Origin of the sequence: Fusicatenibacter saccharivorans (genome assembly GCF_015557635.1) — a bacterium.
Classification (GTDB): Bacteria; Bacillota; Clostridia; order Lachnospirales; family Lachnospiraceae; genus Fusicatenibacter; species Fusicatenibacter saccharivorans.
In genome coordinates, this window is the sequence record NZ_JADNOP010000003.1 from 163,487 (window position 1) to 183,011 (window position 19,525).

At 46.5% G+C, this 19,525-nt stretch carries 18 protein-coding genes; 16 read left to right on the plus strand and 2 right to left on the minus strand.

The annotated features are described in order from the left end of the window. Positions 1 to 53: 53 nt before the first annotated feature. The 5 genes from I2G42_RS03910 (at position 54) to I2G42_RS03930 (ending at position 4,781) form a co-directional block, all read left to right on the plus strand. The gene (locus I2G42_RS03910; protein WP_055227575.1) at positions 54 to 614 is read left to right on the plus strand and encodes a manganese efflux pump; all 561 of its coding nucleotides are present in this window, start codon (positions 54 to 56) and stop codon (positions 612 to 614) included. A 139-nt stretch (positions 615 to 753) separates the two neighbouring features. After that, positions 754 to 1,518, plus strand: a complete 765-nt coding sequence (locus I2G42_RS03915) for a glycosyltransferase family 2 protein (protein WP_055219423.1) — start codon at positions 754 to 756, stop codon at positions 1,516 to 1,518. After that, positions 1,518 to 2,915, plus strand: a complete 1,398-nt coding sequence (locus I2G42_RS03920) for a sugar transferase (RefSeq protein ID WP_022462990.1) — start codon at positions 1,518 to 1,520, stop codon at positions 2,913 to 2,915. Before I2G42_RS03915 ends, I2G42_RS03920 begins: the two co-directional genes overlap by 1 nt. Further along, positions 2,908 to 3,783, plus strand: a complete 876-nt coding sequence (locus tag I2G42_RS03925; RefSeq protein WP_022462989.1) for a LicD family protein — start codon at positions 2,908 to 2,910, stop codon at positions 3,781 to 3,783. Before I2G42_RS03920 ends, I2G42_RS03925 begins: the two co-directional genes overlap by 8 nt. 17 nt (positions 3,784 to 3,800) lie before the next feature. Then, on the plus strand, positions 3,801 to 4,781 hold the full coding sequence (locus I2G42_RS03930; protein WP_022462988.1) for a glycosyltransferase family 2 protein: 981 nt from the start codon (positions 3,801 to 3,803) through the stop codon (positions 4,779 to 4,781). 58 nt (positions 4,782 to 4,839) lie between these two features. On the opposite strand, the gene I2G42_RS03935 is transcribed toward I2G42_RS03930, so the two are convergent. Beyond that, positions 4,840 to 7,086 (minus strand): MBL fold metallo-hydrolase, encoded by a 2,247-nt coding sequence (locus I2G42_RS03935; protein ID WP_055227573.1) that lies wholly within the window; start codon positions 7,084 to 7,086, stop codon positions 4,840 to 4,842. A 199-nt stretch (positions 7,087 to 7,285) separates the two neighbouring features. Between I2G42_RS03935 and I2G42_RS03940 the strand changes: the two genes are divergently transcribed. The 5 genes from I2G42_RS03940 (at position 7,286) to I2G42_RS03960 (ending at position 11,126) form a co-directional block, all read left to right on the plus strand. Next, positions 7,286 to 8,353, plus strand: coding sequence for a DUF6077 domain-containing protein (locus I2G42_RS03940; RefSeq protein ID WP_022462986.1), 1,068 nt, complete (start codon positions 7,286 to 7,288; stop codon positions 8,351 to 8,353). A gap of 12 nt (positions 8,354 to 8,365) precedes the next feature. Continuing rightward, a complete protein-coding gene (locus I2G42_RS03945) occupies positions 8,366 to 9,202 on the plus strand; it encodes a hypothetical protein (protein WP_055227571.1) in 837 nt (278 codons plus the stop codon). A gap of 16 nt (positions 9,203 to 9,218) precedes the next feature. Next, positions 9,219 to 9,569 carry an EamA family transporter gene (locus tag I2G42_RS03950; RefSeq protein WP_022462984.1) on the plus strand — a complete coding sequence of 117 codons (351 nt, stop codon included), beginning with the start codon at positions 9,219 to 9,221 and terminating at the stop codon, positions 9,567 to 9,569. Next, complete coding sequence (locus tag I2G42_RS03955) at positions 9,562 to 9,900, plus strand: EamA family transporter (RefSeq protein ID WP_055227569.1); 339 nt, start codon at positions 9,562 to 9,564, stop codon at positions 9,898 to 9,900. Before I2G42_RS03950 ends, I2G42_RS03955 begins: the two co-directional genes overlap by 8 nt. Positions 9,901 to 9,995: 95 nt before the next feature. After that, the gene (locus tag I2G42_RS03960; RefSeq protein WP_055227568.1) at positions 9,996 to 11,126 is read left to right on the plus strand and encodes an acyltransferase family protein; all 1,131 of its coding nucleotides are present in this window, start codon (positions 9,996 to 9,998) and stop codon (positions 11,124 to 11,126) included. Between the two features lie 243 nt (positions 11,127 to 11,369). Here the strand turns inward: I2G42_RS03960 and I2G42_RS03965 are convergent, their stop codons facing one another. Continuing rightward, positions 11,370 to 13,193, minus strand: coding sequence for a sulfatase-like hydrolase/transferase (locus I2G42_RS03965; protein WP_330611273.1), 1,824 nt, complete (start codon positions 13,191 to 13,193; stop codon positions 11,370 to 11,372). 305 nt (positions 13,194 to 13,498) lie between these two features. Here I2G42_RS03965 and rfbC point away from each other — a divergent pair, with 305 nt between their 5' ends. From rfbC to I2G42_RS03995, 6 genes are read left to right on the plus strand one after another with little or no spacing between them, the layout of a single operon-like run. Beyond that, positions 13,499 to 14,059, plus strand: a complete 561-nt coding sequence (gene rfbC / locus I2G42_RS03970) for a dTDP-4-dehydrorhamnose 3,5-epimerase (RefSeq protein ID WP_022462980.1) — start codon at positions 13,499 to 13,501, stop codon at positions 14,057 to 14,059. A gap of 16 nt (positions 14,060 to 14,075) precedes the next feature. After that, on the plus strand, positions 14,076 to 14,876 hold the full coding sequence (locus I2G42_RS03975; RefSeq protein ID WP_055227566.1) for an ABC transporter permease: 801 nt from the start codon (positions 14,076 to 14,078) through the stop codon (positions 14,874 to 14,876). 9 nt (positions 14,877 to 14,885) lie between these two features. Then, positions 14,886 to 16,217 carry an ABC transporter ATP-binding protein gene (locus tag I2G42_RS03980; protein ID WP_055227565.1) on the plus strand — a complete coding sequence of 444 codons (1,332 nt, stop codon included), beginning with the start codon at positions 14,886 to 14,888 and terminating at the stop codon, positions 16,215 to 16,217. 28 nt (positions 16,218 to 16,245) lie between these two features. Next, positions 16,246 to 17,169: a class I SAM-dependent methyltransferase gene (locus I2G42_RS03985; RefSeq protein ID WP_055227563.1), complete on the plus strand. Its 924-nt coding sequence runs from the start codon at positions 16,246 to 16,248 to the stop codon at positions 17,167 to 17,169. Between the two features lie 4 nt (positions 17,170 to 17,173). Next, positions 17,174 to 18,550: a hypothetical protein gene (locus I2G42_RS03990; RefSeq protein ID WP_055227562.1), complete on the plus strand. Its 1,377-nt coding sequence runs from the start codon at positions 17,174 to 17,176 to the stop codon at positions 18,548 to 18,550. Between the two features lie 2 nt (positions 18,551 to 18,552). Next, complete coding sequence (locus tag I2G42_RS03995) at positions 18,553 to 19,524, plus strand: glycosyltransferase family 2 protein (protein ID WP_022462975.1); 972 nt, start codon at positions 18,553 to 18,555, stop codon at positions 19,522 to 19,524. The last annotated feature ends 1 nt before the right edge of the window (position 19,525 follow it).

Sequence of the window (19,525 nt, forward strand, 5' to 3'; positions counted from 1 at the left end):
CGGTTTGAAAAACAGACGAATACTGTAAAGTGAGAAATGACGGAGCGTGTCATATGGTAGAATTGCTTCTGCTTGCTGCGGCGCTCTCAGCCGATAACTTTGCAGTAAGCATCGGATATGGAAGCAACAATACGAGAATTTCACCAGGCATGACGGCGCTGCTGAATCTGTTTTGCAGTGCTGCCCTGGTTGCTTCCGCGCAGTTTGGAAAAAGATTTCTGCAGTCCGCAGGACCGGAATGGGGAACCAGAGTGGGTGCGGGCTGCTTTTTTCTTATGGGAACGCTGAAAATTTTTGAGGAACTGAGAAAACGCAGAAGAAAAAAGCAGGGAAAACCAGAAGCAAGACTGGAACATCTGGAAAAACAGCTCCACCCACTGGAATTTGGCCTGCTGGCGGTTTCGATGTCGGTGGATGGAATTGTCTCCGGCGTCTTTGCCGCGGATCTTCCGGTGACAGGAGGACAGATCTTTTTTGCCTCCTTCGCGGTCGGAATGGCGGCGATGTATGCCGGAACTGCCATCGGAAAAAAGACGGGGCAGAAAAACGGCGGAAACGGAGCACTGTTCGGAGGAATTCTGTTCTATTTACTGGCGTTTTTAAAGCTCACATAGAATTACATGTAAGAAAGAAAAACCAGCAGATCCCGGCGTAAAATTGACAAGCCCGTGCAGATATGCTATAAAAGTAGGAGGTTTGCTGCTGGAAAATTAAAAAAACAGATGCAGCAGACAAAGTAAGAGAGGAAAATACATGATTTCAGTAGTAATCCCTTCGTACAACGGTGCAGAAACACTGTTTCAGGCAATCGACTCAGTCCTTTGCCAGACAACAAAAACCCCGCTGGAAATCCTGGTGATCGACGACAATTCCACGGACGATACGCTGGAAAAAATGGGGCGTTACGGAGAAAATGACCGGGTACGGTATATCCGGAATGAGACAAACAAAGGAGCGTCCGCATCCAGAAACCGCGGTGTACAGCTCGCAAAGGGCGATTACATTGCCTTTCTGGACGCGGATGATTACTGGGATCCCGAAAAACTGGAAAAGCAGGAAAAAGCCCTTGCAAAGACCGGTGATGTGCTCTGCTGTACGGGTCGGGAGCTGATTTACGATCAGGAACCGGAAAAGCAGAAGATCTTTTCTGTCCCGGAGCGGATCACCTACAAAATGCTGCTGCGCGGCAACGTGATCGGCTGCTCGTCGGTACTGGCCAAAAGAAGCGTTCTGCTGGAATTCCCGATGGAAAAGGACGAGTGCCACGAGGATTATCTGGACTGGCTGCGGATCCTGAAAAAATACGGGACAGCCTGCGGTGTGGATGAGCCTTTGCTGAAATACCGGCTGTCCAGCACAGGAAAATCGGGGAATAAACTGCATTCTGCAGGAATGACTTACCGTGTTTACCGCGAGCTGGGAATGGGAACGTTCCGCTCCCTGTACTGTTTTGCGTGCTATGCCGTAAACGGTGTGCGGAAGTATTACGGTAAGGGCAAAAAGAGAGGAAGAGATTGATGAACTATAAAAACAGGGAACAGTACAAACATCTGATGCGTGTCCTGGCGGTCGCGGCGATTGTGCTTCTGGAATGCGCTGTTTTTTCTGTGTTCTGGGACAGATACTATGCGAGCCACCTGTGGCTGGAGCCGTTCTGGGATAAGGGAAATCAGATTATCGTCGTGATCTACGGCATTTTTCTTCTGGTTTTCATGTACATTTACGGCGGCATGAAGATCGGCTACATGAAGGGAAGCAGCATCATCTATTCCCAGATGATGACGGCATTCTGTGCCAATGCGCTGATGTATCTGCAGATTATCCTGCTGTGGCGTCACCTGCCGTACATTCTGCCGATGGTCGGCATGACACTCGTGGACTTTGCGCTGGCAGGCATTGTATCCTGGCTTTTTGAGAAGACGTTTGCGCGTCTCTTTCCGCCAAGAGAGGTGCTTCTGATTTACGGTGAATACCCGATGGAAAGCCTGGAGCTGAAGATGAACCAGCGGCCGGACAAGTATATTGTAGCACATAAGGTGAGCGTGGAAGTGGGAGAGAAAGAGCTCTGCCGCCAGATTGACGCATACGGTCAGGAGGGCGTGATCCTGGGCGATCTTCATTCGGAGCTGCGCAACCGTCTGCTGAAATATTGCTATGCGAAAGAAATCCGTGTCTATCTGACGCCGAAGCTGTCGGATATTATGGTACGGAAAGCGGAAGCGCTCCATATTTTCGATACACCGCTTCTGCTCGCGCGAAACAGTGGTCTTTCGTTTGATCAGAGATTCTGCAAGCGCCTGCTGGATCTGCTCGTATCGACGATTCTTCTTGTGATCACGTCGCCGATTATGCTGATCGCAGCGCTCTGCATCAAGCTGTATGACCATGGCCCGGTGTTCTTTAAACAGAAACGTCTCACGATCGGCGGAAAAGAATTCTATGTCTACAAATTCCGAAGCATGATCGTGGATGCCGAAAAAGACGGCGTAGCCCGTCTGGCAACGAAGAACGACAGCCGCATTACGCCGGTCGGAAAGGTGATCCGCGCGACGAGAATTGATGAGTTGCCGCAGCTTCTGAACATTTTCAAGGGCGATATGAGCGTCGTCGGACCGCGCCCGGAGCGGCCGGAGATTGCAAAGGAATATGAGGAATCGATTCCGGAGTTTGCTTACCGTCTGAAAGTAAAGGCAGGCCTTACCGGCTACGCCCAGATTTACGGAAAGTACAACACGACCGCATACGACAAGTTGAAGCTGGATCTGATGTACATAGAGAGCTATTCGATTTTAGAGGATCTGAAGCTGATTCTTGCAACCTTTAAGATTGTCTTCACAAAGGAGAGCACAGAAGGGCTCGAGGAAGGACAGACGATCAGCCTGAACGCAAAGGAAGAGGAGAAAAAAGATGTTTAATACCGAGGACGAAATTCTGCGCCGGCTGCAGGAAAAAAATCTGGAAATGGCCGTTATGTTTTACCACTGGTGCCAGAGAAACCATCTGACCTGTTATCTCTGCGGCGGCGGCTGTATCGGTGCAATCCGCCACGGCGGCTTTATTCCGTGGGACGATGATCTCGACTTTTTCATGCCGCGGAAAGATTACGAGAAGTTCCTGAAAATCTGGGATACGCAGGAGGAGAGTAAAATCTACAAGCTCGAGTACCCGAAAGAGGGCTTCTGCAATGCGCACACGTTTGCGAACATCCGCGACAGCCGCACCACGCAGGTGAAAAAGGAGCAGGTCGATATGGATCTCTGCCACGGCGTTGCGCTTGATATTCTCCCGATCGAGGGCTATGCACCGGGAAAACTTGCGCGGAAATGGCAGGTGATCGAGGGAAAGATTTTCCAGCTCTTCTGCACGCAGGTTATTCCGACCAAAGAACGCCACGGCGCGTTTATGCATTACCTGGGAACGATTCTGCTGGCGCTGGCTCCGACGCAGAAGATGCGGTACCGGATCTGGAAGCAGGCAGAGAACTATATTACAAAATTTGATATCGACAGCCCACGGGTGGACGGCATCACCGAGATGTGCGCACCGCAGGCGATTCTCCGGAAATATCCGAAAAAGATTTTTGCATCGGCGATTGAGGTTCCGTTCGAGAACGAGCGCCTGCCGATTCCGGTCGGATATGACACATATCTGCGCATGGCGTTCGGCGATTATATGAAACTGCCGCCGAAAGAACAGCAGAAAGGCCACCACGATGCGGCGTTTCTGGATCTCGATCATCCGTATGAGCAGTATAAGGGGATACACTACTGCTGTAAGAAATAAAGAAAGAGGATAAAACAATGCCGGAAATTTCAATCATTACCCCGGTGTATCAGGCAGAAAAATTTTTAAAAAAATGTGTGGATTCCATTCTCTCCCAGTCTTTTACGGACTGGGAGCTGCTTCTTGTAGATGATGGAAGCACCGACAAGAGCAGTGAAATCTGCCGGACATACGCAGAACAGGATGCGCGGATCCGTTATCACCAAAAAGAGAACGGCGGCGTCAGTTCGGCGCGGAATGCGGGCGTTGCGCTTGCAGAGGGGCGTTATATCACGTTTGTGGACAGCGACGATTTCGCAGCGGAGGATCTTCTGGAAACACTGTATCGTCTGGCGGAAAAATATGATGCCGAAATGAGTATCTGCCGCGGATACGATCTCTATGAAGGAAGGCCGGTGCCGGATCTGAAACAGGAGGGAATCGAATCTGTGACCGACAGCGAGGATGGACTGCGCCAGGTGATGAAGGCGCGCGTGTTCGGCGTGATGCCGTGGGGCAAGCTGTATCGGAGAGAGATTTTCGAGGGCGTTGTCTATCCGGAGAAAACAATCGCCGAGGATGCATACGTCATCGTTCCGTTAATGGAGCACTGCCGGAAGGTGGCCTTTTCCACAGCACAGAAATACTATTATGTGCACCGGCGCGAAAGCCTCACGACAAGCGGTTTTCGCTGGTCAGATCTGGGTTCGGTGGAAGTATGGGATCATAATCAGAATGTCGTGGAAGAACGCCACCCGGCGCTGAAAAAAGAAGCAGGTGTGCGCTGCTGCTGGGCGCGGTTTTTCGTGCTGGACAAGCTGATGCTGTTGGAAACCATGGACGCGGAGAAAAAGGCGCTTGCGAAGAGGCTGGCAAAAGAGCTTAAAAAGCATCCGCTTCTGGTACTGGAAGGCGATCACTTCACGAATGGGCGGAAAATCGCCTATCTGACCCTGTTTCTGGGAACCGGAATTTACCGGCAGTGCGTTCGTGCACTGTTCCGGAAAAGAAATTTATAAAAAATGCGGCAGAAACGAATGAGATTTTCGTTTCTGCCGCATTTTTATATGGATTTTTCTAGCTTTCTTTTTCGGAAAGCAGAACACCGTTTTTATCAAACACATACGTTGTTCCGTCAATTTTTTTCGTCCCGGTGACGCATCCGCCCCAGCTCTGGAAATAATATGTTTTTCCATCAATTTCTGCCCAGCCGGTCTGCATGGAAGCATCATCGTTGAAGTAATACCAGTTGTTTTTATAATAGAACCACTGCGATTTTCTCGCACCGCCCCAGCTGTAGGTAAAGTACCAGACACCGTCCCGGATCACCCATTGGTTTGCCGGCATGACGCCGTTTTCATCAACAAAATAAAGATTGTTATCATACGTAAAGGCTTCATCCGTTTTCCGTGTACAGTCCTCATTAATATAATAGTATTTATTCTGAAGCAGCAGCCAGCCTTCGTGTGCGGCACCGCCCCAGCTTCTGAGATAATAATAGTTTCCATCCCATTTCAGCCACTGGTTCTGATACATTTTTCCGCTCTTATTTACAAAGTAGAGATTGTTGTCATACAGGAAACTTTCGTTCTGCTTCAGGGAACCGTCCGCATTCATAAAATACCAGGCGCCATCGATCTGATACCAGCCATTGGTTACGCAGGAATATTTCTGTACATAATACCAGGCACCGTCATGGTACAGCCAGGTGCTGCCGGAAATACCGCCCCAGGAAAGAAATTTGACGCGGTAACCGTTTAAGGTAAGTGTCGTATTGCGTGCGGCACCTCCCCATGTGTAAAAATAGTACATCGTTTTGGTCTCCGGATCAGCGTGCCATCCGGACGAATACATAATACCGGTATCCTTGGCGAGATAGTACCAGTTGTTGCTGATAAACTGCCATCCGGTCTGCATCTCACCGCTGCCGGAAAAATAATAGTAATCTCCATCAAGCAGAAGCCAGCCTGTTGCCATAACGCCGTCCGCGCCGAGGTAATACGTTTTGTGGTCGAGGGTGAGCCAGCCGGTATACGGTGTTTCATCATCGTTGTAGTAATACCATTTTCCATCCCGTTTTACCCAGCCGATGACGTGGCGTTCGTTTGTGATCACGCCGTTTTCATCGGAGGTATATTCGATGCCCGTTTCTGTGTCGCGCCAGGAAGTGGAGCATACGAGAAGATGGCTGCTGTCTGCATAATATTTCTGTCCGCCGCGGGTGAAAAATCCGCTGTACGGGATGCCGTCATGATAAGCAACGAGCTTGGAAGAACGGCCGCGGTAAATTTCATAGGTATCATCCACGTTGGAAGTGACCGCGGAACCGGAAAAGTCAGCAATGACTGCCGGAAGATCGCCGGAATATTCTGTCGTGGAAAATACGCGCAGCCCCAGAGAGGTCAGGGTCTCGACGGTATCGTTATCCATAATACGGAAGTCACCGGTCTGGATAAAATATTCCGGGTTGACGGCAGCAAGATAGTCTGCATCGACAGCATTCGGATATCCGTGATGATTGGAAGTCATCAGATCAATGCTGTACAGCCCGTAGTTCGAAACAATCCGGCTGGCATCGCCCTCGACGTCGTCGATATCGCTCGTCAGAAAAGCGCGGTGGTCGTTTGCGGAGGCAATTACACCAAGACAGAACTGGTTGGCGTCCTCTTTTGGACTTGTGAGATAATCTTCCTCGTAGTTGACAATCTGGATCTGGAAATTTCCAAAAGCAAAATCAGGAGATCCTTCTTCTGCGGAGGCGGCACCGGGATTCAGATGCTGGATCAGGGTCACACCTTCAGTCTCTTCTACAGCAGTAAGAAGCTGGTCGTAGACATAAAGATTGTCCCAGAGACGCGCAGTATTATAGATATAACTGTCATCATACGGGAGCAGATAAACCCGGTCGGGGGAATACAGCCGCACGATGGTATCGCCGGTTCCAATATGGTCGCTGTGCGGATGTGTTGCAACATAAAACTGCAGATTATCGGAGGTGACACCGAGGGAGTCCAGGTAGGAGAGTACCTCATCGTCGTAGCCGGTCGACGTTGTGATGCCGCTGCGCAGCGGATAACGCGGATCAGATCCGTCAGGGTAATCCCAGTCCTCGCCGGAGTCTACCATGCCGAAAATTTTCTGGCCATTATCGTCTACACTTTCCAGAACGATGGCATTGGAGCCGCTGCCGAGTGTCAGAATGTGAATTTTTGCTGTAGTATCAGCCGCATGTGTGTTTTCCGGGGTGAGAAAAAGAAAAGCAGCGGCAAGGGATGCCGCGCCGATGGAAAACACGGATCTGCGGGTATGCCGGGAAAAAGGCATATCAATGGCTCCTTTCGTAACATATATCATTAAAACAAAAAGTAAAACAGCCGGGTGGAAAATAAGCGCTCAACATCACAATTATACAAAATTTCAGGGAAAAGTCAATGTTTATTAGAATTTCGATTACTTGACGCAGACAGGGCATCATGTTAGAATGAGTGGGATTGGGAATGTAAGGAAAAGAAAGGAACCAAACATGATTACCTTATTAAAAATGCCGGCACTGTTTCTGGGAATGCTCGCAGTGTTCTGCTGCCTGGGTTCTTTTTTTATCAGAGAAAACAGGTATGAGAGCGGACATCTGGGTGAAACTGTGCTGTTTGGCTTTATTGCATATTACTTCTTATTTGAACTGATTTCTGTGCCGATGATGGTGCTCGGTGCAAAGCTGCATCTGCTCGCATGGGTATGGGCTGCTGTTGTGGCTGTCCTTGTAATTGCTTCCATCTGTCTTCATCTGGGAATGTGGAGAGAGTGGGGAAAAAGAAGCGGCGGTTTCTGGAGAGGAAAGACGGCGGCTTTTTATGTGATGCTGGTGCTGATTGGAATCCAGCTGTATTTTGTTGCTGCACTGCAGGAAAACGGCAGTGCGGATGCAGCGTATTATGTGGGAAGTGTGACAACGAACCTTGCGACAGATTCCATCAGCAGCTTTGACCCATATACAGGAAAAGCACTGGATTTTTTTAACATCCGTTATGTGTTCAGCATGTATCCGGCAGCAAATGCAGTACTGTGCCGTTTAACGGGCCTTCATCCGCTCGTAGTGACGAAGGTGATTCTCTGTATGATGACGGTAGTTTTAAGTTATCTCGTCTATGCACAGATCGGAAAGGCGCTGTTAAAAGAAAAACAGATGGTATGGGTGCTCCTGTGCTTTATTAGTGTTGTGAATCTGAATTTTCATACGATCTTTTCGAATGCGTCGTTCCTGCTGACGAGGGGATACGAGGGAAAGGCCGTATTGTGCAATATCATCCTCCCGTTTCTGTTTTATCTTGGCCTGCGCATGTATCAGGAGAAAAACGGAAAGAGAGTCTGGCTGCTGTTTTTCATGACAGGCGTCGCTGCGATTGATCTTACGATGTCATCCATGATGACCGTACCGGTGGCCATGAGTGCTGTGATTCTGCCGAATCTTGTGCGGAAAAAACGCTGGGGACAGAGCGGGCTCTATCTGCTTGCTGTGCTGCCGTGTGTGCTGGTGCTTGGGGTCTATCTCCTTGGTGTGCGCGGTATCCTGCAGATTCCGGTTGTGCGGTAGAAAGGAGAAAATGTGGGCGGAATAAATCTGAATGAGAGCGGCCTCGATTTTGTGAGACAGGTCTTTGTGACGTTTGGAGGAAACACAACCGTACTGACGCTGTTTCTGCTGTCGGTGCTGTATCTCGCTTTAAAAGGAAAAAAGGAAGAGCGGTATGTGTTCGTAACAACCGCTGTTTTTCTGGCCTTTACGGTATACAATCCATTTGCGGTGAAATATATCCTGGGAAAACTTGGAATGGTCAATGTCTATTACCGGTTTTTCTGGATTCTGCCGATGGTACTGACCATCGGATATGCCTGCACGAAAGTTGTGGGCGGGCAGAAAAAAGGCTGGAGACGGTATCTGACCGCGGCTGCGCTGGCAGCGGTCATCTGTTTTGGCGGAAATTCCGTACTGGCTGGCGGACTGCCGAAGCTGCCGGATAACCAGTACAAGATGCCAGATGATCTTCTGGCCGTCTGTACGGTGCTGCACGAAGAAGCGGGAGAGGGAACCGTAAGAGTTGTCTTTGAACCGGATTTCAACCTGATCGTGCGGCAGTATGATGCTTCGTTTGAACTGGTTCTGGACCGCGATATGGTTCTGACCTATCAGGGCTCCAATACGGTATCAACTGATGCACTGACCGAGCAGGAAATTGAAGACGAAACAAAGATCCTTCAGATTATCACACAGATGGATCTGTCGCTGGATCAGAAAGAATTTTACAGAAGTCTTAGGGAAATGAATGCAGAGTATATTGTACTTTCGAGCAGTTCAGCGGCAGTATCCTATGTGGAAACAGCGGGGTGCATCCCGGTAAGAGAAGTAGAAGGGCATATCATTTTCCGCGTGGAAGAAAAGTAAAAAGGAGGACTTGTTTTTGAATAAGGCAAAAGATTATATTCAGCTGCACCTGAATATCCTGCTGTTTTCTCTGACGAGTGTGTTCTCGAAAGCAGCATCGGTTCAGCTGAACCGGGGAGGAATCAAAAATCCTCTATTATATGTATTTTTATTTCTGATGGTTGCAAACTGTGGCATTTACGCTATTGCATGGCAGAAGGTAATCAAAAAATTCTCTTTGTCAACCGCATATGCAAACCGCAGCGTCTATCTGATCTGGTCCCAGATCTGGGCCGTGATCATTTTCCATGAAAATCTGACGGTAAAAAATATCATCGGCCTTCTGATTGTGCTGGTGGGAGTTATGGTGGTGCAGCGATATGAATAAATATATGATTTTAATGCTGATCTGTACAATGTTTTCAGCAGTATCACAGATTCTGCTGAAACAAAGCGCCAACGAGGAGCATGCATCTGCACTTCGCGAGTACTTGAACTGGCGCGTCATTACAGCGTATGTGATTTTCGGCAGTGTACTTCTTTTAAATACCTATGCCTACACACAGGTAGATTTGAAATACGGTCCGGTGCTGGATACCTTTACGTACGTCTTTGTCCTGCTGCTTTCCTTTGGCGTTTTGAAAGAAAAGGTATCAAAAGGAAAGCTGATTGGGAATCTGATTATTATCCTGGGAGTACTGGTGTATACATTGCCGTAAAACGTTCCGATGATGGAAAGAAAGCGATATCAGCTAAGCAGTCCTTGTCCTTTGAAATAGGGGGTCTGCGTACAACAAACGAACGGCTTTTGATTATGAATAAGAAAAAAATAGATTATCGTTTTAAGATATTATATGCTGTGGCGATTCTGATGGTTGTTGCGGGACATTGTGATGGTGGTGGAATTTCTTTGGACTTTGCGCAATGGTTTCCGTATGAGGGAATCCATCTGGCGCTGTTTACTTTTTGTTCAGGATATTTTTTTAAAGATGCAGCACTGAAACGACCGGGGAGATATGTCTGTAAAAAGCTTCGTACCCTGATACTTCCAATGTATGGGTATACGATTGCGTATGGGCTGCTTGTCAGGTTATTACATCGGTGGGGCTTTCAAATTGGTGGAAAATTTAATTTGCACAATATTCTGATTTCACCTTTAAACGATGGGCATCAGTTTGTCCTTAATATGGCCGGCTGGTATATTGTGCCCTTGTTTATGGTAGAAATATTAAATTGTATGATTCGGGCATTTTTTAAGCGAAAAGGATGGCAGATACCGGAATGGATATTTTTTGCAGGGGCAGTACTTATTGGAATGGGCGGCAATTTTTTGGCGATTATGGAATATCGCACCAGCTGGTGGCTGACAGTGGTCAGAATTCTGTATTTTGCTCCGTTTTATGCAATGGGTATTTTTTATAAAAAGATACTGGAGAAATATGTGGACAGGATTCCATCTGTAGTGTATTTTGCGATTGTGTTTGCTGCAAAACTTATGATTTTTCTTCATTATAAAACTAGGTTGGCTTATACGCCAGCGTGGTGCAATGACTTTAATCAAGGACCGGTCATGCCAATTATTATTGGTTTTTTGGGAATTGCACTTTGGATGCGGATTGCAACGATAATGGAACCAGTATTTGGAAGAAAAAAGTGGATTAATCTTCTTGCAGACAACACATTTTCGATTATGGAAAATCAGTTTTTGGGTTTTTTACTTGTAAAAGTTGCTTTCGGAACAATTGCGAATGGCACAAAGCTGTTTTTGAAGTTTGACTGGTCAAGATGTAAAAGTGATATTTGGTGGTATTATATGCCGAAGGACGTAGAACAGACAAAAATTCTGTATTTATTAGCAGCGATTTTTGTTGCCTTACTGATCCAGTGGATCCTTACACAGGTGAAAAAAATGGGAAAAAACATATTTTTGTACGTAAGACAATAGTTAAGCGTATACTGCTTTAAATATTTTGCAAAATAAAAATCCCGCAGAAAAAGAAATGAAAACTTTTTCTGCGGGATTTTATTTTATATTGCATAGATCTGAATCGTTATCAAATTTTTATTGATAATCGATAGGAGACAGGTCGTGAGGATCATCTTCCGCAGAAGAGCCTAGATGTCTGATGGTTTTGGAATTATCCTCATTTTCAGAGAAATCGTCCTCATCTATTCCAGAAGAAGAACTTTAGACTGTGGAATCCAAATCGTTTTCTGTAAAAGAAGAAGCGGAGGAAATGTCACTTACCGAAGTGGAGTCGGGTGTTTCCTCTTCCAATTCAGGATTTGTATCGCAAGGACCCTCGATGAGATGGTAATCCGACTCGGAAAAATGATACCATTTCCCATCCTCAAGCTTTTGCCAGCCGGAAACCGCGTGGCCGTCCTTATCAATAAAATAAGACTGCTTACCGTCAGCCCAGAGCTGATGTGGATTGTAAGTTACCCATTCGTTATTGGCAAATCGATCTTCTTCCTTAATATAAAATTTCTGATATTCGCCATCGCCGACCCAGACGGGGGTAAGATCAGCATCAAGTTCATCGAAGAATCGGGAGCCCATAGAGAGCTGGCGATTCAGTTCATCGAAGCCAAGTTCTTCGGCAAGTGTAGGCTTGTCTGAAAAAAGATTCGTACCAAGTCCAAGACGGTCACCGTCAATGACAGCTCCAAGGCTTGCGAGAGTAGTTGGGAACATATCCATCGTGGTGAAAATCCGATTTTTTTCATGAACCGGAAGAATGGGTGAATTTAAAATAGCGTTATAAGTAGAACGTTGATAATCTTCATCGATGTTTTCACAAAAATCAGAGTCCATGGTCAGATGATCACCGGAAAGAATTATAGTCGTGTTTTCATAAAAAGGCTGTTCCTTGATCCAGTCTATAAACTCACTGACACGGGAACTGGAGCAGTCAATCACCATACCGTAGTGGTCATCTCCGTACTGCTTTTCATCACACTCGTCACATTTGTAGCCGTCCTCGAAGTGGGTGGCAACAGTCAGCATACTGAAGTTGAACGGTTCGTCATTCTTGGAAATCTCCGTCAGTTTATCTTTTGCATACTCAAACAGTTTGGCATCTTCATAGCCCCACCACTGGTAGTAGCCTTCCGGGATCAGTCCCTCGCTGATCGCCCAGTAGTAATCGTCAATTTCATAATCACCGTGCGAAGTGAAGTAATTCTTCCGTCCGCCGAATGCGGCATCGGAACCCATCATAAAGTACTGTTTGTAGCCGGCTTCATTGAGAACGTCGCCAAGTGTTGAAAGCTGCGGAAAAAAGCTGTCCTGATAAGCCATCTCATTGCCTTGAATCGAAAGCTTCAGCGGAAGACCGGAAGTCTGTGCAAAGAGACCGCCCATGGTCCAGGTGGTTCCGGTTGTCGGATAAGCGCCGCCCAGCTTGTCGGAGTTGGAAAAATTGATATTGTCCAGGGCAAGATTAGTCAGGGCGGGAATAAAATTGTGGTCGTAAGCACCGCCGTCTTTTTTATCAGAATAGGTGCTTTCCATTGATTCCAGATAAATATAGATCAGATTCCGTTTCTTTTCCGGGAATGTAATCGTTGTCTGGGACGGATTGACGTAATTATCTTCGATCAAAGTGCTGTAGCTGTTCTGAATGTGCAGGTAAGTATCGATATCCAGCGTCGTCCAGACATTATAAAGAGAATAGGAAGAAAGAGCGATTCCCAGGGCAATGCAGATGCAACCGAGAATGATTTCCACTTTCTTCCGATGGCGCAGGATAATAAAAAGCGCGATCAGAATAGCAAGAACGGCAAAAGAGATCATGCCGCAGGACCAGACGTAACTCCAGAGCACATCCTTGCTGGTACCCTCAAGGGGTGCCTTTAAGTGATAAACAAGTTCTTCCATATCAAGATGCGCCCAGGTCGCGAGCATCCAGCGGGAAGACGTAAAAAGAAGGATCCCAAGGAATCCTAACAGAACGGAAAGAATGGAAAAAAGTATCTTTCCAACATGCTGTACTTTTTTGCGAGACACAGTAAATAACCTCCAGTTTTCTTTAGTGTTTTATAATAGGTAACAAACAGGTAGCGTTAGGTATAAAATATAACTGGGAACTTACGATATTATAACAGAAACTTTACGAAAAAAATAGTATTTTCTTAAAAAATACGAGTGGAAAATGAAAATCCGGGAATTTACATAAAAAGCGGCGGGGCGGGCGTGAAAATGGGTTCTTGAGTTTCTCAGAAAAGAATGGTATAATAGCAAAGATTGTAGACACAAAAGAGGTCAAAAAAAGATCTGTTCACATTTTTGTGGAGAAGAGAAAGGAAAGAAAAATGGGAAAAATTAAAGTAGAATCTTGTGAAATTGAAGGATTAAAAGTAATTACCCCGACCGTATTCGGCGATGAGCGCGGATATTTTATGGAGACATACAATTACAATGATTTTAAAGAAGCCGGCATTGATGTCCAGTTCGTACAGGATAACCAGTCTGCATCCAAAAAAGGTGTCCTGCGTGGACTTCACTTCCAGATCAATTACCCGCAGGACAAACTGGTACGCGTGGTAAACGGAGAAGTATTCGATGTTGCGGTTGACCTTCGCGAGGGATCCAAAACCTACGGAAAATGGTTCGGCGTCCTGCTTTCCGCAGAAAATAAGAAACAGTTCTTTATTCCGAAGAACTTTGCACATGGATTTATCGTACTCTCTGATTATGCAGAGTTTGCTTATAAATGTACCGATTTCTATCATCCAAACGATGAGGGCGGTCTGTACTTTGACGATCCGGAGATCGGCGTGGAGTGGCCGATGCCGGAAGGAATGACAAAAGAAGATCTGATTATTTCGGAAAAAGATCATAAATGGGGCGGAATTAAGGATTTAAAGAAATAAGGAGTAAAAAACATTTATGAACGTATTCAAAGAACTTTATCAGAACCGGAAACTGATCTGGAAACTGTCGAAAAATGATTTCCGCAACAAATTTGCCGGAGCGTATTTTGGCATCGTATGGGCATTCATTCAGCCGATGGTGACGGTTGCTGTTTATTTTGTCGTGTTTCAGCTCGGACTGCGTGTACAGCCAGCTGCCACTGGATATCCGTATATCTGCTGGCTGGTTTCCGGTATTATTCCGTGGTTCTTCTTTTCTGATGCACTGCCAAGTGCGTCAAATTGTCTGCTGGAATACAGTTACCTGGTAAAGAAGGTTGTATTTAAGATCAGTGTGCTTCCAATTGTGAAGGTGATTTCTTCCCTGTTTGTACATCTGTTCTTTATTGTGTTTGCTATTTTGATTTTTGCACTGATGGGAAAACTTCCGCCGGTTCAGATTATCCAGATCGGGTACTATACCTTTGCGGTGATCTGTCTCGTCGTTGTACTTTCCTATCTGACCTGTTCCATCACACCGTTTTTCCGCGATTTCGGCCAGATTATCAATGTAATTCTGAATGTCGGCATGTGGGCAACCCCGATTCTGTGGGATACCACAACAATTCCGAATATTCCGAACTGGCTGAACAGCCTTCTGAAGCTGAATCCTCTGTACTATATTGTCCAGGGATATCGTGACAGCTTTATGAATGGACTCTGGTTCTTCGAGCATCCATGGCACACCCTTTACTTCTGGGCTTTTGTGCTTATGGCAGGACTAATCAGTTCCAAAGTGTTCAAGCGCCTCCGGGTTCATTTCTCAGATGTATTATAGGAGGATGGAATGAGCACAGAAAATACAGAAACAGTAATTTCAATTAACCATGTCAGCAAGGTCTACAAGCTGTTTGAAAAGCCGATGGACCGTCTGAAAGAATCGCTTTCGCTGACACATAAAAACTATCATACCGATCATTTTGCGCTGGAGGATATCTCACTTGAGGTGCATAAGGGCGAGTGTGTCGGCATTATCGGAACGAACGGTTCCGGAAAATCCACACTGCTGAAGATCGTCACAGGTGTTTTAAACCCAACGAGCGGAAATGTGGAATTAAAAGGAAGAGTCAGTGCTATTCTGGAGCTGGGTGCCGGCTTTAACATGGAGTATACCGGTATTGAGAACATCTTCCTGAACGGAACGATGCTTGGCTATACCGAGGAGGAGATGAAGGCAAAACTTGACGACATCATTTCGTTTGCTGAGATCGGAGATTTCATTAATCAGCCGGTGAAGACATATTCGAGCGGTATGTTTGCCCGCCTTGCCTTCGCGGTTGCGATCAACGTGGATCCGGATATTCTGATTGTCGATGAGGCCTTAAGTGTCGGAGATATTTTCTTCCAGTCGAAGTGCTACCGAAAATTCAATGATTTAAAAGAAGCAGGAAAAACGATTCTCTTTGTTTCCCACGATATGGGAAGTGTTATCAAATACTGTGAACGATGCCTTCTGATCAACAAAGGAAAACAGGTGATGGTCGGAAAGTCGTCCGAGGCAGTCGATGTCTACAAGAAGATTCTTGCCAACCAGTACGATGACGAGACAAAAGAAGAGGAAGAGACCGAAGAGAGTGCAGAAGAGACCGAAGAGAGAACCGAAGCAGATGCATCCGGTGCCGTATCGGCAGAAAAGCCGAAAAAAGGCCTCTGGAGAGAACGCCTGATTGCGAATGCGCAGCTGGTAGAGTATGGAGACAAGGCTGCGGAGATCGTGGACTTTGCGATTATCGACCACAAAGGTATGATTACATCTTCTGTGGATAAAAACCAGAGATTCCGCATCAAGATGAAAATCAAGTTCCATGAAACGATGGAGCATCCGATTTTTGCCTTTTCGATCAAAGACCGGAAGGGAACGGAGATTACCGGAACGAATACGGCGCTGGAGGATTACACAAAAGACGTGGTGGAAGCAGGAAAGACCGTCACGGTATGCTTTGACCAGATCATGCCGCTGCAGAGCGGACAGTATCTGATGTCGTTTGGATGTACCAGCTACCATCTGGAAGAGCTGGTGATCCACCACAGACTGTACGATGCTTGCTTTCTGGAAGTCTTCTCCATGAAAGACACCGTAGGATTTTTTGATATGAACTCTACCGTGACCTACGAGTAGGATGCGGAGGATAAACGACGGGGGTTATATGAAAGAAACAATAGGAAATGTTCTTTTGAACCTGGATTATTATGACGGCGAAGATGCTTACAGCGACGGCAGCATTGAGGACCGGCTGCTGGAGATCGTCAAGACGACGCCGAAAGAGGATTACCAGAAGGTAATCCTCACAGAAAAAAGCTGGCCGATTTTTTATCATCTCTCTCCGGAACGGGAAAATATTCTGGACTGGTATGAGTGGAAAGACGATGCTTCCGTATTTGAAGTCGGAGCCGGTTGCGGAGCCATTTCCGGCGTGCTCTGCAGAAATGCAAAGCGGGTAGTGGCAAACGATCTGTCGAAGCGGCGCAGTACGATCAATGCCTACAAAAATCAGGATGCGTCCAACCTGGAGATTATGGTTGGAAACTTTAATGTTGTTGCAGAAAAAATGGAAGAACGCTTCGATTACGTGACACTGATCGGTGTTCTGGAGTATGCAAAAAGCTATATTGGAAAGGATAATCCGTATCCGGAATATCTGGAAAAGATCAATCGTCTCTTAAAACCGGGCGGAAAAATCCTGATTGCGATTGAGAACCGTCTGGGACTGAAGTATTTTGCCGGCTGCAGGGAAGACCATGTGGGCCGGGAATTTGTCGGAATTGAAGGATATCCGGGGATCGATTTTGTCGAGACATTCAGCAAACCGGAGCTGGAGCAGATGCTGCAGGAAAACGGTTTTTCGAAGTTTAAGTTTTATTATCCTTATCCGGATTACAAATTTCCGGCGGTCATTTATTCGGATGAATATCTGCCGAAGCCGGGTGAATTGAGAAAAAATCAGCGGAATTTTGATGCTGACAGGATCACACTTTTTGACGAAGGCAAAGCATTTGACGGAATCCTGAAGTCCGGTTTGTTTCCGGTTTTTTCCAATTCCTTTCTGATTGAAGTGGAGAAAAAGGAGTAAACGTATGAGGAAAGTTCTGTATACGAAATTTTCGAGAGAACGTCGGAACGAATTTCAGATTATGACCCGGATTACAGAAGAGGATGGGATCCGGCGTGTGTGGAAGCTTCCGCTGCAGAAAGAGGGAGAACTCCACATCCGGCATATGTATGAAAACTATAGAAAGCTGGAGCATCTGTACGCCTATGCGGACGTACAGATCTGCCCATGCGAACTGGATGAAGAAAAATGCGCGCTTGCATTTCCTTTTGTAGAAGGGGAAAGTCTGGAAACGCGCATTTCCCGTCATGGAAAAGAAAAAGATTTTGCATCGCTGAAAAAGGATTATGAACTGCTGTATCAGATCATTGCATCGGCAAAAGGGCAGAAATCCTTTGTGGAAACCGATGCGTTCTGTGAGGTGTTCGGCCATCCGGCATTGAAAGAAGGACTTGCCGCGGCGGAGATTTCCAATATTGACATGATTCCGGGCAACCTTCTTCTGGATGGAGAAAAGGTCTGGGTGGCAGACTACGAGTGGGTATTCCCGTTTGCCGTACCGATTGCATTTATCTATGCGCGGAGCGTCTTTTTACAGGAGGCGGCGAGTGCACTGACGAAGGAAGAGCAGGAAGAACTGTACGCCATTGGTGGTATTTCCATGGAAGAGATTCCGGTATACTACCATATGGAAGAGTGCTTCCAGGAATTCGCGGCCGGAAAGGGTGAGCCAAATGCGCTCGCCACGTTCTATGGAAAACTGCACCGGCACAATTATCCGCTTTCTATCTGGGAAAAAGAAAAAATGATGTACCCGGTTGTGCTCACCGAAACAGCACCGGAGGAGAGAGAACTCTATTATGAGGACTGCTTCGGCTTGGATGAGCAGAAGGTGATGATGCTTGAAAAGGCAGACGCGGACGGAGAGCTTTCCCTTCAGCTGATGCAAGAGGGGGCTGTCATTAAAATCCGTTCTCTCGCGGGCGTATGTAGCGATGGAAAGACGGAACGTATCGCTTTTTCGCACAACGCCGAGCTTGAGATTATCGACGACTATTATTTCCTTGGAACGCCGGTTCTGAAATTCCGGAATGCCGGTTATGAACAGATCCGGATTGATTACCGGATTTACTACAAAGGCGATGGCGTTACGTCCCAGTTTATTCAATATATCCGTCAGAATAAAGATCTGAGGGATGAACTGAACGGGGAGATTTATCGGAAAGGCCAGCTGCAGGCAGAAATCGAAGCAGAAAAAGCGGCACTTGCACACAGGGAAGAAGAACTCCAGGAAACGAGAAAACAGAAGCAGTTTCTGGAGGAAGAGCTGGAGCGGATGCGCCAGCGTAAGGTTGTGCGTATGGCAGATAAAGTGCAGCATGTGATAAAAAGGAGTAAATAACTATGGATGTATCCATTGTCATTCCTACCAAAAATGGTGGGCATCTGTTTGAAAAAGTGCTGGATGCTGTTTTCAAACAGAAGACAGAGTATGAATATGAAGTAATTTGCGTGGATTCCGGGTCAAAGGACGGAACGCTCGATGTGATCCGCAAATATCCATGCCGTTTGTTTCAGATTGAGCCGTCCGAATTTGGACATGGAAAAACGAGAAACTATGGGGCTTCCAAAGGAAACGGAACGTATATCATCTTTATTACGCAGGATGCGCTTCCAGCGACCGATACCTGGCTGCAGAATTTCATTGATGCCATGAAGATGGACCCGGAAATCGTGGGAGGATTCGGGATTCATTATCCGTATCCGGACTGCAATCTGCTTGACAAGCGTGATCTGGATGGCCATTTTAAAGGATTTGGAGAAACTAATACGATTTTCCACCTTGATGATCCGGAACGCTACGAAAGAGAAGAAGGATATCGTCATTATCTGGCGTTTTTCTCCGACAATAACTCCTGTATCCGAAGAGATATTTTTGAAAAATATCCGTATGAGGATGTCAACTTTGCCGAGGATCAGATCTGGGCGAGAAAGATGATTGAACTCGGATTCAAAAAAGTATACTGCCCGTATGCGCCAGTATATCATTCCCACAATTTCAAACTCAGAACGTATTTCAAACGGTATTATGATGAGCAGAAGGGATTATATGAAGTTCATCAGTATATGATTGCACAGAAATGGACGCAGCTTCCGGGCATGCTGTACCGGCAGGTGAGAGGGGACTGTGTGTATATCCGTCAGCAGCCGCTCAGTAAAAAAGAGAAAATCCACTGGGCATTTTACTCCCTGTTTCGCAATTTTGACCGCTTTGTGGGCGGCTATCTCGGCGGAAAATACCATCTGTATTCCAAACGGAAACAACAGTTCCTGGATCGTCACATTTCGCAGCAGTACGATCAGAGACATGCATAGA